This window comes from Xanthomonas sp. NCPPB 4467 (assembly GCF_041475665.2).
Taxonomy (GTDB): Bacteria; Pseudomonadota; Gammaproteobacteria; order Xanthomonadales; family Xanthomonadaceae; genus Xanthomonas; species Xanthomonas dyei.
In genome coordinates this window covers 3,829,664-3,845,396 of record NZ_CM191260.1, presented here as the reverse complement: position 1 = coordinate 3,845,396, position 15,733 = coordinate 3,829,664, and the positions used below count along the sequence as shown (strand labels likewise).

9 protein-coding genes are annotated in these 15,733 nt (G+C 63.5%); 4 read left to right on the top strand and 5 right to left on the bottom strand.

Features of this window, described 5'->3' with window-relative positions:
- Positions 1–511 precede the first annotated feature (511 nt).
- Genes ACCQ06_RS16810 through ACCQ06_RS16800 form a run of 3 tightly spaced genes read left to right on the top strand, consistent with a single transcriptional unit; the run spans position 512 to position 2,999 of the window.
- Complete coding sequence (locus tag ACCQ06_RS16810) at positions 512–1,090, top strand: hypothetical protein (protein WP_316687782.1); 579 nt, start codon at positions 512–514, stop codon at positions 1,088–1,090.
- Entirely contained in the window at positions 1,087–2,400 is a 1,314-nt protein-coding gene (locus ACCQ06_RS16805; RefSeq protein ID WP_316687780.1) for a DUF6792 domain-containing protein, read from the top strand. Before ACCQ06_RS16810 ends, ACCQ06_RS16805 begins: the two co-directional genes overlap by 4 nt.
- A gap of 29 nt (positions 2,401–2,429) precedes the next feature.
- A complete protein-coding gene (locus ACCQ06_RS16800) occupies positions 2,430–2,999 on the top strand; it encodes a relaxation protein (RefSeq protein ID WP_228323915.1) in 570 nt (189 codons plus the stop codon).
- Positions 3,000–3,270: 271 nt separating this feature from the next.
- On the opposite strand, the gene ybaL is transcribed toward ACCQ06_RS16800, so the two are convergent.
- Positions 3,271–4,965 carry a YbaL family putative K(+) efflux transporter gene (ybaL, locus tag ACCQ06_RS16795; RefSeq protein WP_104616825.1) on the bottom strand — a complete coding sequence of 565 codons (1,695 nt, stop codon included), beginning with the start codon at positions 4,963–4,965 and terminating at the stop codon, positions 3,271–3,273.
- A gap of 755 nt (positions 4,966–5,720) precedes the next feature.
- Between ybaL and ACCQ06_RS16790 the strand changes: the two genes are divergently transcribed.
- A complete protein-coding gene (locus ACCQ06_RS16790; protein ID WP_316687776.1) occupies positions 5,721–6,914 on the top strand; it encodes a cytochrome P450 in 1,194 nt (397 codons plus the stop codon).
- Positions 6,915–7,082: 168 nt separating this feature from the next.
- Here the strand turns inward: ACCQ06_RS16790 and ACCQ06_RS16785 are convergent, their stop codons facing one another.
- From ACCQ06_RS16785 to ACCQ06_RS16770, 4 genes are all read right to left on the bottom strand, one after another.
- Entirely contained in the window at positions 7,083–9,482 is a 2,400-nt protein-coding gene (locus ACCQ06_RS16785; RefSeq protein ID WP_104616827.1) for a TonB-dependent receptor plug domain-containing protein, read from the bottom strand.
- 326 nt (positions 9,483–9,808) lie between these two features.
- On the bottom strand, positions 9,809–12,196 hold the full coding sequence (locus ACCQ06_RS16780) for a TonB-dependent receptor plug domain-containing protein (protein ID WP_228323918.1): 2,388 nt from the start codon (positions 12,194–12,196) through the stop codon (positions 9,809–9,811).
- Positions 12,197–12,470: 274 nt separating this feature from the next.
- A complete protein-coding gene (locus ACCQ06_RS16775; protein ID WP_316687771.1) occupies positions 12,471–12,896 on the bottom strand; it encodes a VOC family protein in 426 nt (141 codons plus the stop codon).
- A 349-nt stretch (positions 12,897–13,245) separates the two neighbouring features.
- Positions 13,246–15,624 (bottom strand): TonB-dependent receptor plug domain-containing protein, encoded by a 2,379-nt coding sequence (locus ACCQ06_RS16770; RefSeq protein ID WP_316687770.1) that lies wholly within the window; start codon positions 15,622–15,624, stop codon positions 13,246–13,248.
- Between the last annotated feature and the right edge of the window lie 109 nt (positions 15,625–15,733).

The following is a 15,733-nucleotide window of genomic DNA, read 5'->3' as shown; positions in this document are numbered from 1 at the left end:
TCATCCTGCTCTTGATGGGAATGATTATCAAGTGTGTTGGGTGGTTACTTTTCGTGACTAGGACACTTGCGCCCGTTGCCATTGTCCCTAGCCCCACGATGCAGAGAGGCTGAAGATCAGCGCTTCTGGCGCCGGTTGAACCCAGGCAGATGCGCTCTATTCGTTGGGTAGTGTGGCATCGCCATACACGAGTGGCAGCATGATTTAACTGTAGCAATCGGTTTGAGTGTTGCGAGTTCTGAGCCTATCGCCATGGTTTGCGTTTTCCGGCCAAACGTCACGTGGATGAATGCATTCCGTGTGTTGGAGGTATAACGCATGTGTAATTGATGCCGAAAAGACCTCAGGAAAGACGTAATAGTTAGTGAATCTTGCGTGCTCCATGGAAGCGGCGTAGGCTCCCGTGAAAGGATGCTGATTGGCGAAAAACACCATGTGTCGCAACTTCGGCTTATTGCTTTGCGTATCCCTCGCCATGACATTGGGCGCTTGCGGTTTAAAGGAGACGAGCATGCAGTCACAGGATAAGCAGGTGAGTGACGCCGAAGGGGATCCTGTCTACCGTAAGAATCCACATCCCAAGCAGGCCTATCGGATTACGATGACTATCGATGATGCGCCGGGGTCGTTTGAGCAGGTGTTAGGTAAAGCGTTCTATGATATGACGAACCGCGATCAGTGCGCGCCTTTCGATGAGTCGTTAGGTATGTCTACAAAGCCAAAAGAGCATGCACTACCCATTTTTTTTCAGAAAATCAATAGCACGGCCTACGCTGCGATAGTTTATGCGGATGGCATGGTTGATGCTGACTACTACGGCAAGGGTGTCTGCCATTGGGAATTTGGAGGTCTCGGCGTTTCCCTAAAAGCAACAGGCAGTAAGGTGGAAACGGCCTTCTCGCCTAGTCTGGAAAAAGAGTATTTTTATAAAGATAAGTCCAAAAAGATATTTTTTTGGTCAGGCGGATATCCCAGGAGTAAGCAGGAAGGTTACGTCGACTTTGGTGAAGGGGTTGCTGAAAAATATGCAGAGCCAAATAGAAGTGACTTGTTTCTCATAACTCTCAACGCAGAGAGGGTTGCCCCGTGAGTCTCAGTACTCAGCAGTATGCCGCGCTGACGCGCGATGCATATGACAAGCCTGAAGATACTGGAGAGCGAAGCGCTGTTGTAGATATTGGCGGTTTGCCTGTCCGACGTCTGCAATACGTGGACAAGCCGTCAGGGTACCAAGGCTTGATCTACGAGAGGGTCGATACCGGTGAAATGGTAGTTGTCCACCGAGGAAGCGAATTCGATCGCCAGCCCATCCTGGACGGCGCACTCGCCGACGGTGGAATGGTCGCGACTCGTCACAATGCGCAGATAGCAGATGCCATCGCTTTTACTCAGGGCGCCTTGAACCGTGCAGAACAAAAGCATCTCAGTACCGGCCAGCCCGCGCCCGATGTGACGGTTGCAGGCCACTCGCTCGGCGGCAATTTGGCGCAGGTCACCGCGCATCACTTCGGCCTCAAGGGCCAGACCTTCGACGCATACGGTGCGGTCAGTCTGGATCGGCGGATTCCGGAAGGTGGCAACGAGGTTATCAATCACGTGATGGCCGGCGATGCGGTCAGTGCTGCCAGCCGGCACTACGGGCGGGTCGAGATCTATGCCACGCCGAATGAAATCGCTACGCTGAAAAAGTCCGATTACGCCAACGACAACAGTGTGCTGGACGCGCGCGATCCCTTGTCTGCTGCAGTCAGGTTGGGCGAGTCGCACCGCATGCACAACTTTCTTCCGGTCGATGGCGCAGGCAAGCCAGATCGCTCCGTGCTGGAAGACCCGACAACACAGCAGCTGGCACGGCAATACGCGCCGATGATCGCAAAGTATCGCGATGATGTAGAAGCGCTGCGCTCAGGGTTGACGTTGTATTCGCGAGGCGTGCCGGGGCTTGCCCGCGATGGAGTTGACCACCTGCGCGGTCCGGTGGAGCCGGGTGTTGGGCGCCTGGAAATGGAGGCGCCGAGCTGGCAGCAGCAGATGCAGGAGTTTCAGCGCGACCGCGAGCGTAGCCATGCACCGCAGGCATGGCAGGTTCCGCTGAGGGAAGACGTGCAAGTTGATCGAGCGGTAGCACCGCAGCGTAGCGGTGCTCCATCGGTGCGAGAAGATCCAGGCGCGTTCTTGGACCGCATGTTGGCCGCTGCGCAAAGCGGTGATCGCGACCAGTTCCGGCAGATGACCCAGGTATTGGCCAGCGAGCCGCCCGGCCGTGCGCTACGCGCCGAAGCCGTCGAGGCGGTGAATCAGCAGGAACAGCAGGCCGCGCAGCAAGCGATGCAGGCGCAGCGGCAGCAGGCAGAGGCACAACAGCAGCAAACAATGCGCGTCGGCGCGCGCAGCCTGTAGTCGTCATCAGGAGAGAGGCAGGACGCACGATGAACGCACAAGATCCGCTGGCGCTGGTTAGCAAGGCAGCCTCGCTCATGGAGCAGTTCGAGCGCCGATGCATCGAACTGGAACAGCAGCAGAACCGCCTCGCGCAACAGCTGGAGCACGTTGCGCAGTCGCTGCCTGGCGTGATGACCCGGTCGGCGGAACAGACGCTGCAGCGCGTGCCCGACACCTTGATTCGCAGCATGCAGCAAGGAATGGAGCAACCCGTCGCCGGTTTCGAGAAGCGGCTGCAGCAGGCTGGCAGCTTGATCGGTGAAGGCGCGCAGTCCTTGTCCGATCAACTCAGACGCATCGAGCGCGGGCAGCGCGTGTTGTTGTTGAAGGGTGCGGCCGTCGTTATCGGGAGCCTGCTGCTATTACTGGCTGGTGGCGGATGGTTGCTGACCCAGTATCGCGATGAGATTCGTGACAATCAGTTGCGTGCCGAATTACTGCGCGCCTACAACGCAGCCGATGTCACCCTATGCGACGGCAGGCTCTGCGCCAATGTCGAGACCAAGGGCGCAGCCTATGGTGACCGACGGCAATATCGGCCAGTAAGGCCGCGCTGAGATCCTGCGTGACTCACCAGTTCGCCGGCACCACCACTCATCCTGCAAATTCGTCGGACGCAGCGAGTGCCAGCCTGTCCGACATCCACTCCTGCAGTAGGCCGGTGCAGCGGCTGGAGTTTCGCCCCGGGGTAGCTGCCGCCTGTATCTAGCGCAACGTTAAGACTGCTGAGTTAACCGGTGCGCATTGCACCTGTGGACTGCGGCGCGATGTCTACGTTCGCCCAATGGCTGTATCTACGGTGTCGTCGGCTTTGCCGGCAGGCGGCGCTTACGACGCCGGCACGTTCAACGCCCGGTACGGCGGCGTGGACATCACCATCTCGGCCAGCGAGTAGGCCAGTTCGCGTTCGGCCAGTACGGCGCCATCGGCGCCGTGTTCGAGCAGATGCTTGACCTCGGCATCGCTATGCGCACGTGCCAGCAAGGTCAGCGACGGGTTGATCGCGCGTAACTTGGCCAGCGCCTCGCCGGCTTCCAGCGGTTGCGGGATTGCCAGGATCGCGATTTTTGCGTTCTCCGGACGTGCCTCGGCCAGCACCAGGTCGGCCGCTGCGCTGCCACGGATGCCGGGGATGCCGGCCGCATGCGCCTTGGCCACGTGGTCGCCGTTGTCGTCGATCACCAGCACCGGCACGCCACGGCTGCGCAGCAGCTGCGCCAGCGCGCTGCCCACGCGGCCGTAGCCGATGACGATCGCATGCCCGTCGGCCGGCAAGGGCGGGCCGGGCGGCAGTTCCGGTTCCACCTTGGCCGGTGCATCCTGGGCCTGCTTGGCCTGCCAACGGTCCAGCCATGAGAACAGGAAGGGGTTGGCCACGATCGACAACAACGCGCCGGCCAGGATCAGATCGCGCCCGGTCTCCGGCAGGATTGCCAGCTGTACGCCCAGCCCGGCCAGGATGAAAGAGAATTCGCCGATCTGCGCCAGACTGGTGGAAATGGTCAGCGCCGTGCCGGTGGGGTGGCCGAACGCACGCACGATCACAAACGCCGCCAGCGACTTGCCCAACGTGATGGTCAGGAAGGTGGCCAGCACCTGCCACGGGTGCGCGACCAGGATCATCGGGTCGAACAACATGCCCACCGACACGAAGAACAGCACCGCAAACGCGTCGCGCAACGGCAGCGAATCGCTGGCGGCCTTATGGCTGAGCTCGGATTCCTTGAGCAGCATGCCGGCAAAGAACGCGCCCAGCGCAAACGACACGCCAAACAAGGTCGCCGACACGAACGCCACCCCCAGCGCGATACCGAGCACGGCCAGGGTGAACAGCTCGCGCGAGCCGGTCGCAGCCACTTTTTCCAGCGACCACGGAATCACTCGCCGGCCGACCACCAGCATCGCCGCGACAAACGCCACCATCTTGAGCAAGGTCAGGCCGAGTGCGGCCAGCAGCGAGCTGGACGCGCCGTCGTGCGCGGCTGGCGTACCGGTCCCGAGCGCATCCGCCAGCGCCGGCAGCAACACCAGGGCCAGTACCATCACCAGATCTTCGACGATCAGCCAGCCCACCGCGATGCGGCCGCGCTGGGTGTCCAGCAAGCGGCGTTCTTCCAGGGCGCGCAGCAGCACCACGGTACTGGCCACCGACAACGCCAGGCCGAACACCAGGCCATGAATCAACGGCCAGCCCATGCTCCAGGCCAGCGCCCAGCCGAGCAGTGTGGCCACCACGATCTGCGCCAGCGCACCGGGCACCGCGATCCACTTCACTTCCATCAGGTCTTCGAGCGAGAAATGCAGGCCCACCCCGAACATCAGCAACATCACGCCCAGCTCGGACAGCTGGTTGGCCATGGTCTGATCGGCCACGAATCCCGGTGTAAACGGCCCAACGCACACGCCAGCCAACAAATAGCCGACCAGCGGCGAGAGCTTCATCTTCTGCGCGAGCGTGCCCAGGATGAAGGCGACCGCGAGGCCGACGGCGATGATGTCGATGAGGCTGGTGTCGTGGTGCATTCCAATCCGTTGTGAGAGTGTCCGAAGTGATGAAACGGCGTGGCCAGCCAAACGAACTGCGCCGGGCAGCGCCTGCGGGCATCGCGAATGAAGTGCTGGAATCCGGCGCGGGGGACCAGGGCCGCAGAGCGGTCCGGTTGGCCGGACGCCCATAGTACACAGCGCATGATTAATGCGATGCGACACGTAGCGCCTGCGGCCACGAGGATCGATCCGTTGGCGACGATGATGCGGGTCGCTCGAACCGATGCCGGCACTGCCAACCGACAGACCGATGCGGCCGCGGCGTCGCCCGACAGTGCAGCCATCGACAGCGGCCCCCATCGATAGCGCACTGCAACGGTGCCGCAGCGCGCACTGGCGTTGTGACGACACGCCGCGTAACCATGGCCGATTGCACGTTCCCGGGTGACCGGCGCAGGCAGTTGTTTGCGTGTGCACGCCATCGCTGGCGCTGGGCTGCAGCAGGCGCGAATCGATCGCGACGCGACTGCGCGCATTTCTCGCAACGCAGGTGACGTTGCGCATGCAACGTGGCAATCGTGGAGAAGGTCGCACGCTGTCATCGAGACCCGCGCATCGACGCAGCTGCGCCGGCGCACAGGGTTTGAAGTTTGACGACACGGCTTCGCGCCTGCGCAAGGCAGATGCATGGCGACGGCTGACAATCCAGGCATCGCTCCGTCCAAGCGGTCTGCAGTCCTTCCCTACGCCTACATCGCGCACCCCGCGATCACGCCCCACGAGCACAGGTCATGCACCTCAGCGACTTCGCAACCGAACAGTTTCGCCAGGACCCGTATCCGACGTATGCACGCCTGCGCGCCGAGGGGCCGCTGGTGAAGGTCGCAGAACGGCGTTTGATGACCGGCCACTACGCAATGGTCGACAGCCTGCTCAGCGACCGGCGCGTTGGCCGCGATTATCTGCAGAGCATCTGTCTGCGCTATGGCGAGGCCGCCGTGGAGATGCCGCTGTTTCAAGGTATGAGCCGCATGTTCCTGTTGGTCAATCCGCCAGTGCACACGCGTCTGCGCGGGCTGATGACCCAGGCATTCAGTGCGCGGCAGATGGAATCCATGCGCGAGGTGGCCAGCGACACCGCCGCGGCGTTGATTGCGAGCTTCCGTGCGCACGGCCACTGCGATGTGCTGCGTGACTTCGCTTTTCCGCTTCCCATCCGCATCATCTGCCGCATGCTGGACATCGACCCTGCCGATGCCACCACGGTCGGCCATGCGACCAGCGCGCTGGCCAAGGTGTTCGACCCGCTGATGACGCCTGAGGAGCTGGAGGCCACCAACGCGGCGTATCTGCAGCTGGAAAGCTACTTTCATGCGGTGATCGATGCGCGTCGAAGCAGCGACGGCGACGATCTGATCTCACGCTTCATCCGCGCAGAAGACGAGGGGCACCGGCTGAGCAGCGACGAGATCGTCTCCAATGTGATCCTGCTGTTTTTCGCCGGCCACGAAACCACTTCCAACATGATCTGCAATGCCCTGGTCGCCCTGCATCGGCATCCCGAGCAGTTGGCGCTGCTGCAGGGCAACCCGGCATTGCTGCCGAATGCGGTGCTCGAATGCCTGCGCTACGACAGCTCGGTGCAGATCGCCGCACGCACGGTGTTGCAGGATTTCGAGCTCGCCGGGAGCGCGTTGCACGAAGGCGACATGGTGTACCTGATGCTGGGTGCGGCCAATCACGACCCGGCGCAATTCAGCGACCCGCAGGTGCTGGATATCCGCCGACAGCAGGGCCGCGCGCTATCGTTCGGCGGCGGTATCCATCATTGCCTGGGTAACCGGCTGGCGTTGATCGAAATGGAGGCAGCGCTTGCTGCACTGCTGGAGCAACTGCCGGCATTGCGCCTGGAGCAGCGTGACACGCTGACATGGAACGACCGCGCCAATCTCCGCGGCGTGGATGCCTTGCTGGCCTCCTGGTGAGGCAATGGCTGCCGCGTTGAACGCACCGCGCGGCGGCGAACCGCCACACGCATAGTCGCGACCACGGCAACAGGCGCCACCGGGCGACCGGAAATGCCTGCACCACGCCTGCGCTGATCGTGGTCTTCGATCAGCGCAGGCGCTCAACCAGTCAACACACCTGGGCCATCAGAACCGATAGGTGACCCGGCCATACCAGTAGCGGCCGTTGAAGCCGAACGGCGACAACGACGAATACTGCAGGCCGCCGGCACGGTCGTCATAGGCGGTGGTGAGCTGGGCCTTGGTCGGGTACTGGTTGGTGATGTTGTCGGCACCCACGGTGAAGGTGAACTGGTTCCAGGTCTGGCTGGCGGCCAGATTCAACAACCAGCGCGCGTCGTAGGTCTGGTCCTGGCTGCCATCGACCGGGTCGCTGATGCGCTTGATCGATCCGTAGCGGGTGGCGTTGAAGTTCAGCCCAAATCCGCCGATCGACCAGTCCGCTGCAGCCATGTACTTGGTCCGCGGCGTGGCATCGGTGAGCAGGCCCTGGCTGGCGCGGCCGAAGTTGGGGTTGGACAGCTCCAGGATGGTGGTCTTGTTGTAGTTGGCGCTGGCGCTGAGATTGAGCTTGCCGTAGTTGCCCAGATCGGCCAGGTAGCTGTTGATCCAGTCCACACCGCGGGTGCGGCTGGTGGCGCCGTTGACGAAGAACTGCACCGCCGCCACCTGGCCGATCGGCTGCGCCAGCTGCAACTGATCCGAATACAGGATCTGGTCCCAGATGCGGATCTGGTAGATGTCCAGGCTGGAGGTAAAGTTGGCGGTGGGCTGCCACACGCCACCCAGGCCGTAGTTGGTGGATTTTTCCGGGCTCAGCGGGCGTGCGCCGAGTGCGACGGCCACCGGATCGGAGGTGCGATAGGTGCCGACCTGCACCAGCTCGCCGTCCTGGATCAGCGTCACCACCGAAGCGTAGTTCTGTTGCGCCAGCGACGGCGCGCGGAAGCCGTTGGAGATGGTGCCGCGCAACGCGAACGTATCGGTGAAGGCGTAACGCGCCGACAGCTTGCCCGAGCGCGTGGAGCCGGCATCGCTGTAGTTTTCGAAGCGCCCGGCGATGCCGCCGGAGAGCTTGTCGGTGATGTCCGCTTCCAGGTTGGCGTAGACCGCGTTGCTATGACGGCCGAAGCGGCCGGCCACCGACGGTTCCAGGCCGGAGAACACCTGTGCGCCGCCGGGGTAGGGCGCGCCGGTGTCGGGATTGATGGTGTTGGGGTCGAAGAAGTACGAAGCCGGCGAGCCGGCGGTGATCTCATAGCGGTCCTGACGGTGCTCCGCGCCGAAGGCCACATTGACCGGATACGCCAGGCCCCAGTCGAATGACTTGTTGACGTCGACGTTGATCGTGCCCTGCTCGGTCTCGAAGCCGCCGGAGTTGAAGTCGGTCGGCGAGGCGCCGGTGGTGTAGTACAGATTGGTGTTGATGCTGTTGAGGATGTTGAAGGTCATGTCGTTCTTGCCGTAGGTGGCCGACACGTCCCAATTCCACTCGCTTTCGGTGCTGCCCTTCAGACCCAACACGGCCGAGCGGTCGTTGGTGGGGTTGTAGATCTGCGGCAGAAAGCCGTTGGGATAGATCGCCTGCACATTGCGCGCGGTGTTGTCGGCGGCGCGGTAATAGCCGTTGGAAGTGACTTCGCGACGGCTCATGCTCAGATGGCCGTACAGCTCCACATTGGGCGAGAACTCATAACCGAATGCGGCCAGGCCCTGATAGAAGTTGGACGCCGGGTCGCCGTGGCGTTGATAGGGCACACCGCCCGGATTGGGCGTCCCCGGGACGGTGGTGGCGCGGTTGGTGTTTTCGCCGCGATTGGTGCTCATGGTGTTCTGGTAATTCCACGACAGCCGCACCCAACCCGGTGCGGTATCGCCGCCGCTGCCGCCGAAGGCCAGACCCACCGAACCGTCGATGCCGTTCTGCTCGCCATCGCCCTTGTCCATGATGCCGCCGTTGACCGAGATGCTGTTGCTGCCCGCAGCCGCACCGTGTTTGAGCACGATGTTGACCACGCCGGCGATGGCATCGGAGCCGTATTGCGCCGATGCGCCATCGCGCAGCACTTCGATCCGCGCAATCGCCGACATCGGCAGCGAGTTCAGATCGGCCGGCGCCGAGCCGCGACCCACGTACGGGTTGTAGTTGATCAGCGAAGAGGTGTGATAGCGCTTGCCATCGACCAGCACCAGCACCGCATCCGGCGACAGCCCGCGCAGCGTGGCCGGGCGCGAGGCGTCATTGCCATCGGAGATCGCCGGGCGCGGGAAGTTCAGCGACGGCAGCAGCTTGCCCAGCGCCGTGGCGATATCGGTGGCGCCGGTGGCCTGCAGCGATTGCTCGGTGATGATGTCGATCGGCGATTCGGATTCGGCCACCGTGCGGTCGCTGACGCGGGTACCGGTGACGATCAGGGTGTCCAGGGTTTTCTGTGGCTGGGTCGATTGCGACTGCGCACTGGCAGCGAAGGAACAGACGGTGAGTGCGACTGAAATCGCCAGCGAGAGTGCGTTGGAGGTGTGCATGGGAGTCAAGGCTCAAAGGGGATGAAGGACGCAGCGGTGAAGTGCGGGTAACCGGGGAAAGACAACTGCGTGGGGTGATCGGGCATGCACGCCGGGTCTTTGCGGCTGCAAAGCGGCAGGCGTCGCAATGCCGGCAATCTGCAACGCGCCATGCAGCGCGTTGTGCATCCTTGCGGGGCGTCCTTGCGAAAGCGGCGAAACGACGATTCGATCGCCCGCACTCCCCAGTCGCGAGAGTGCAGGCGCAAGATCGCTGCAGTCGGCGACGCGCTGTACTGCGCTGCCGTGCGAGGTAAGCGCTGGTCGTTACCGACCGGCGCCGGCGATTACCACTTGTAGTTCACGTTGGCGTACACCAGTGCACCGTTGAAACCGAACGGCGAGGCGCTGCTGTACGGCAGGTAGGTCCGCGTGCCCAGCCCGGCTTCCTGGCGGTCCGGATACTCGTTGAGCACGTTGTCGCCACCGACGGTGAAGTTCCAGGCGCCCAGCTTGTAGGAGGCGGCCAAGTCCAGCGTCCACTTGGCTGCGTAGGTCTGGTCGCTGCCGGCGTTGGTGCCGAAGGTGCTGAACTCGCCCCAGCGCGTGGCGGTGCCGGTGAACGACCAGTTGCCCGGTGCCCAGGTGCCGCCCAGGAAGAACTTGTCGCGCGGCGTGCCTTCGGTGATGCGGCCCAGTTCTGCGCGGCCGATGCGCACCGCAGTCGGGTCGATCGCCACCAGCGCTGCCGGATTGTCGGCGATCTTCTCCACGTCGGTCTTGTTGTAGTTGTAGCCGGTGGTCAGCTCCACGCTACCGCCATCCAGGTTCCAACGGTAGGTGCCGACCGCGTCCACGCCCTGGGTCTTGGTGTCCACCGCATTGGTGAAGTAGCGCCCGCCGCCGATGCCCGGGAAGCCATTGGCCTGCAGATAGTTGCGTGCCGCGACCGAGGTCAGGTTTTCCGACAGCACGATGCGGTCATCGATATCGATGCGGTACGCATCGACGGTGATGTACAGGTTTTCGACCGGCTGCAACACCACGCCCAAGCCGTAGTTCTTGGATTCCTCGGCCTTGAGCGGTTCGGCGCCGAGCGCGATTGCGGCAGGGTTGTCGGTGCGGAAGGTGCCGATCTCGAACGGAATCGCGGTCACCGAGCCGTTTGGCTGGGCCACGTTGAGGAACTGCGTGGCGATCGACTGGAAATTCTGCTGCTGCAGCGACGGCGCACGGAAGCCGGTGGACGCAGTGGCACGCAGCGCTACCTTGTCGGTGAACGCATAGCGCAGCGACAGCTTGCCGGTGGCGGTGTCGCCGAAGTCGCTGTACTTCTCGTAGCGCCCGGCCAGGCCGGCCGAGAACTTCTCGGTCAGATCCGCTTCCAGATCCACATAGGCCGAATGGCTGTTGCGGTTGTAGTAGCCGGCATCGGAGAGTTTGAAGCCCGGGAACACCTGCGCGCCAGGAATCAACGCGCCGTTTGCGGACGGAATACCGCCGTTGGCCGACGAGGCCGCATCGCCAGGCGACTGGTTGAACTTCTCGCCGCGCCATTCCGCACCGAAGGCCAGCGTGATCGGGTAGGCCAGGCCCCAATCGAGCGTCTTGGTGAAGTCGGCGTTGAGCACGTTCTGCGTCACTTCCAGCGTACCGGCATGGAAGTCGGTCGGGCTGGCCAGCCCCAGGCTGTTGTTCAAGCTGTTGCGCACATCGAAGGTGAGATTGTTCTGGCCGTAGTTGTAGCTCAGATCGATGTTCAAGCCGCCTTCGGTGGACGTCTTCAAGCCACCGACCCAGGACACGTCCTTGCTGACGTTATAGATCTGCGGCAGGAAGCCGTCCGGATAGATTTCCGGGCGATTGCGGTTGTCGCCGGCAAAGCGGAAATAGCCGTTGGACAGCACTTCGCGCCGGCTGACCATGCCGAACGAGTAGAAGGTCAGGTAATCGGTGGGGCTGTATTGGCCGTTGAACGAGATGGCACCCTGGTCGATCTCGGGGTCGCCGTAGCGCTGCTCCACGCGGCCGCCGAACGGCAATGCGCGGTTGGTCTGATCCGAATGCCCGGCCTGCGCAGCCAGATGCACCTTGCCGGTGCCGGCGAAGCTGAAGCCGGCATCGCCGGACAGCTGATACTGCTCGCCGTCGCCGGCGCTGTACTTGCCATAGCGGCCGTTGACGCTACCGCCTTCGCCGCTGCCCTTGAGCACGATGTTGATCACGCCGGCAATCGCATCGGAGCCGTATTGCGCCGACGCACCGTCGCGCAGCACTTCGATGCGCTCCACCGCCGCGATCGGGATGGTGTTGAGATCGGCCGGCGACGAACCACGGCCCTGGGTGTCGTTGAGGTTGATCAGCGCGGTGCTGTGATAGCGCTTGCCGTTGACCAGCACCAGCACCTGATCGGGCGACAGGCCGCGCAACTGCGCCGGGCGCACCGCGTCCGAGCCGTCGGAGATGGCGGGCCGGGGGAAATTGAGCGAGGGGATCGCGCGTGACAGCGCGGTAGCCAACTCGGTGGTGCCGGTCGATTCCAGTGCCTGTGGCGAGATGATGTCGATCGGCGATGCCGATTCGGCCACGGTGCGGTCGGCCACGCGCGTACCGGTCACGATCAGCGTGTCGAGGGTTTTCTGGGTGGGAGCTTGCGACTGCGCAACTGCGGTTGAAGCGGAAAACGACAAGGCAACAACAACAGCGACTGCGAGTGGACTGGACTTGCAATTCATGCGGTAACAACTCCGAGTGGGGAACGGATGCACGCAGTGGGCCCCCTCCCAGGCCGCGTCCGTTGCGGCAGCTGCGGTGCGTTCTCAACCATTAACCACGCGTAACCACATGTCAAATTTTGGTTACGTTGCGCATGCAACTGTCATCGAACGTATGCTTATGTCAACGTTGTCATCGTGCACCAAAGTGAGGCGTCGGTTGCAGTTCCCTACGCTGGGCAACGGATTGCGTTGCCCCATTTTGGACATCGATACCTGTTATGAAACTTGTGCATCAATCTGTGATCTGCACCGCATCTGCACTGCATTGCGCAGGACCGTGGAAGACCGCCTCGATGTTGTTGCCGTCCGGGTCGAGTACAAATGCCGCGTAATACCCCGGGTGATAGGGGCGCAAACCCGGCGCGCCGTTGTCGCGACCACCGTTGGCCAGGGCGGCACGATGGAACGCCTGCACCATCGCAACGTCGCGCGCTTGAAAGGCCAGATGATGGCGGCCGGTCAATACACCTTGCGCCACCGTGTCGCGGTTGGAGACGAACAGTTCGTCGGCCCAGAAGTCGCCATCGCCGTCGCCGCCGATGGGAATGCCAAGCACCGCGAGCACGGCCTGATAAAAGCGTTTGCTGGCGGGCAGGTCGTGCACCACCAGATGCAGGTGATCGATCAAGCGGCCCCGACTCAGCTGCGATGCTTCCATTGGCGTGCTCCGGCAATGACAGGAGCACCGGTCTTAGCACGCACCGGGCGTACGCCTCGTCATCGCGTTGCCTGAGCTGTGTGGACGCATGGCAGCCAGCCAGCGCTCCGCAGCTTGATGGCACGCCTGTGGTGCGCGTGACGCGCACATGTCACGCAACGCAGAGCGGCATTCGGCGAGCGGTTGCGCCTGCCTGCGCGTCTGTCACAAGCGCACAAACGCAAAAACGCACACGCCCCGGGCTGGCCGGGGCGTGTGGTCGAACATCGATGTCGGTACTGCAGCGCCGCACAGCATCAACGTGCAGCCGCGTTCCATCGTCAGCCGTCGCTAGCGGCGTTGGCGGTGTTTACCAGCGGTAGTTGATCCGCCCGTAGACATACGCACCGTTGAAGCCGAACGGCGACAGATTGCTGTACGGAAACTGCCCGCTGGTGGAGTTGGCGAAGTTGTTCTCGTCCGGATACTCGTCCAGCAGGTTGTCTGCGCCCAGCGTGAGCGTCCAGCGATCGACCTTGTAGCTGGCCGAGGCATCCACCACCCACTTGGCGCCGAAGGTCTGGTCGCTGATCGCCGCCGCCGGACGCGTGCTGTACTTGCCGTAGCGCGTGGCGCCCAGCGCCAGCGTCCAGTGCTCGGAATTCCAGCTGCCGTTGACCAGGAACTTGTCGCGCGGGAAGCCTTCTTCGATGCGACCGCGCTCGGTGCGGTCGATGCGCTCCAGGCTCAGTCCGTTGGCCGACAACGCCGCCGGATTGGCCGCCACGCTGCGCACCTCGGTCTCGGAATAGTTGTAACCGGCGGTCATGTCCACGCTGCTGGCGGCCAGCTGCCAGCGGTAGCTGCCGACCACGTCCACACCGCGCGTGCGCGTATCCACCGCGTTGGTGAAGTAGCGCCCACCGTTGATGCCGAAGATGCCCTGCGCTTCCAGCAGGCTGCGCACGCCGGCACCGGTGAGGTTGGACGACAGCACGATGCGGTCGTCCACGTCGATCTGGTAGGCATCGATGGTGAGGTAGAGCGCATCGGTGGGCTGCAACACCAGGCCAAGGCTGTAGGACAGCGAGGTTTCCGCATCCAGCGGTTCGGCACCGAAGGCGCGCGCCACGTTGCTGTCGGCCGGGAAGGTGCGGATCTCGAACGGATTGGGGTTGTCGGCCAGGAACGTGGTGCTGGTGGACTGGAAATACTGCTGCGCCAGCGACGGTGCGCGGAAGCCCGAGGCCACCGTGCCGCGCAACGCGATCTTGTCGGTGAACGCGTAGCGGCCGGACAACTTGCCCGAGGCCTGGCTGCCGAAGTCGTCGTAGTCTTCGTAGCGGCCGGCCAGGCCAGCGGAGAACTTGTCGGTGAAGTCGGCTTCCAGGTCGGCGTACAGCGCATAACTGTTGCGCGAATACTGGCCCGACACGCTAGGGGCGAATCCGCCAAAGCCCTGCGCGCCACCGGCCAAGGTGCCGTTCTGCAGGTACGAACCCACTTCGCCCGGCGACTGGTTCCACTTTTCGTTGCGGTATTCGGCGCCGAAGGCCACCGTCACCGGATACGCCAGGCCCCAGTCGAAACCGCGCTTGACGTCCAGGTTGACGATGTTCTGCGTGGTCTCCAACGCGCCGTCGTAGAACGACGTCGGCGAGGTCGGCCCCAGGCTCACGTTGAGCGTGTTGCGGGTGTGGAAATCGATGCGGTTGTAGCCGTAGTTGTAGCTGGCGTCCCAGTCCCAACCGCTGGCGGTGGAGCCGCGGACGCCGGCCACCAGCGAGCGGTCCTTGGCGTAGCTCTGGATCTCCGGCAAAAAGCCCTGCGGGTAGATCGACAGGATGTTCTGGCTGCTGCCCGGCGCGCGGAAGAACGCGAACGAGGTGATATCGCGGTTGCTGGCGGTGGCGAACGCGTAGCCGGTGATGCTGTCGCTGAACTGGTACTCGGTATTGAGCGAGGCGGCCTGCGCGTTGACGTCGGGGTCGCCGATCTTGAATGCCTTCTGGCCCACGGCCGGCTGCGACACGCTGGGCGCGCCGGCATAGCCGCGGGCGCGATCGGTCGGGTCCTGCTGATTGAGCTGGGCGGCCACATGCAACCAGCCGCGGTCGCCGCCGTAGGCCACGCCGGTGTCGCCGGACAGCTCGTAGTTGTTGCCGTCGCCGGCCGAATACTGGCCGAACCCGGCCTGCAGGCTGCCGCCCTTTTCCGCGCCCTTGAGCACGATGTTGACCACGCCGGCGATGGCATCGGAGCCGTATTGCGCCGACGCGCCGTCGCGCAGCACTTCCACCCGCGCGATCGCCGCCACCGGGATGGTGTTCAGATCCACCGCCGCCGCGCCGCGGCCGATGGTGCCATTGAGATTGAGCAGCGACGAGGTATGGCGGCGTTTGCCGTTGACCAGCACCAGCACCTGGTCGGGCGACAAGCCGCGCAGCTGGGCCGGGCGGATCGCGCTGGTGCCGTCGCTCAGCGCCGGGCGCGGGAAGTTCAGCGACGGCAGCGCGCGCGCCAGCGCGGTGGCCAGTTCCGGGGTGCCGGTGGCCTGCAGCGACTCGGCGCTGATGATGTCGATCGGCGATTGCGACTCGGCCACGGTGCGGTCGGCCACGCGGGTGCCGGTGACGATGACCGTATCCAGGGTATTGGCGGTGGCCGGCGCGGCGTCCTGCGCCAGGGCGGGAGACGCAATCAGTGCAGCGACCACGGCGGTCGCAAGCAAGGACAGGGGGTGATTCATGACAACTCCGAAAACGGCAGCCCGAGCGGGGCCAACTAGACTGGGCGGGTGGCGATCACGGCCGTGCGAAGCGCACGTGTCGTCCAACCTGAAGGCGCTAATTATTCGT

Coding starts and splice junctions, on each gene's coding strand:
- ACCQ06_RS16810 (WP_316687782.1), top strand. CDS start 512: ATGCAGTCACAGGATAAGCAGGTGAGTGACGCCGAAGGGGATCCTGTC.
- ACCQ06_RS16800 (WP_228323915.1), top strand. CDS start 2,430: ATGAACGCACAAGATCCGCTGGCGCTGGTTAGCAAGGCAGCCTCGCTC.
- ybaL (WP_104616825.1), bottom strand. CDS start 4,965: ATGCACCACGACACCAGCCTCATCGACATCATCGCCGTCGGCCTCGCG.
- ACCQ06_RS16790 (WP_316687776.1), top strand. CDS start 5,721: ATGCACCTCAGCGACTTCGCAACCGAACAGTTTCGCCAGGACCCGTAT.
- ACCQ06_RS16785 (WP_104616827.1), bottom strand. CDS start 9,482: ATGCACACCTCCAACGCACTCTCGCTGGCGATTTCAGTCGCACTCACC.
- ACCQ06_RS16780 (WP_228323918.1), bottom strand. CDS start 12,196: ATGAATTGCAAGTCCAGTCCACTCGCAGTCGCTGTTGTTGTTGCCTTG.
- ACCQ06_RS16775 (WP_316687771.1), bottom strand. CDS start 12,896: ATGGAAGCATCGCAGCTGAGTCGGGGCCGCTTGATCGATCACCTGCAT.
- ACCQ06_RS16770 (WP_316687770.1), bottom strand. CDS start 15,624: ATGAATCACCCCCTGTCCTTGCTTGCGACCGCCGTGGTCGCTGCACTG.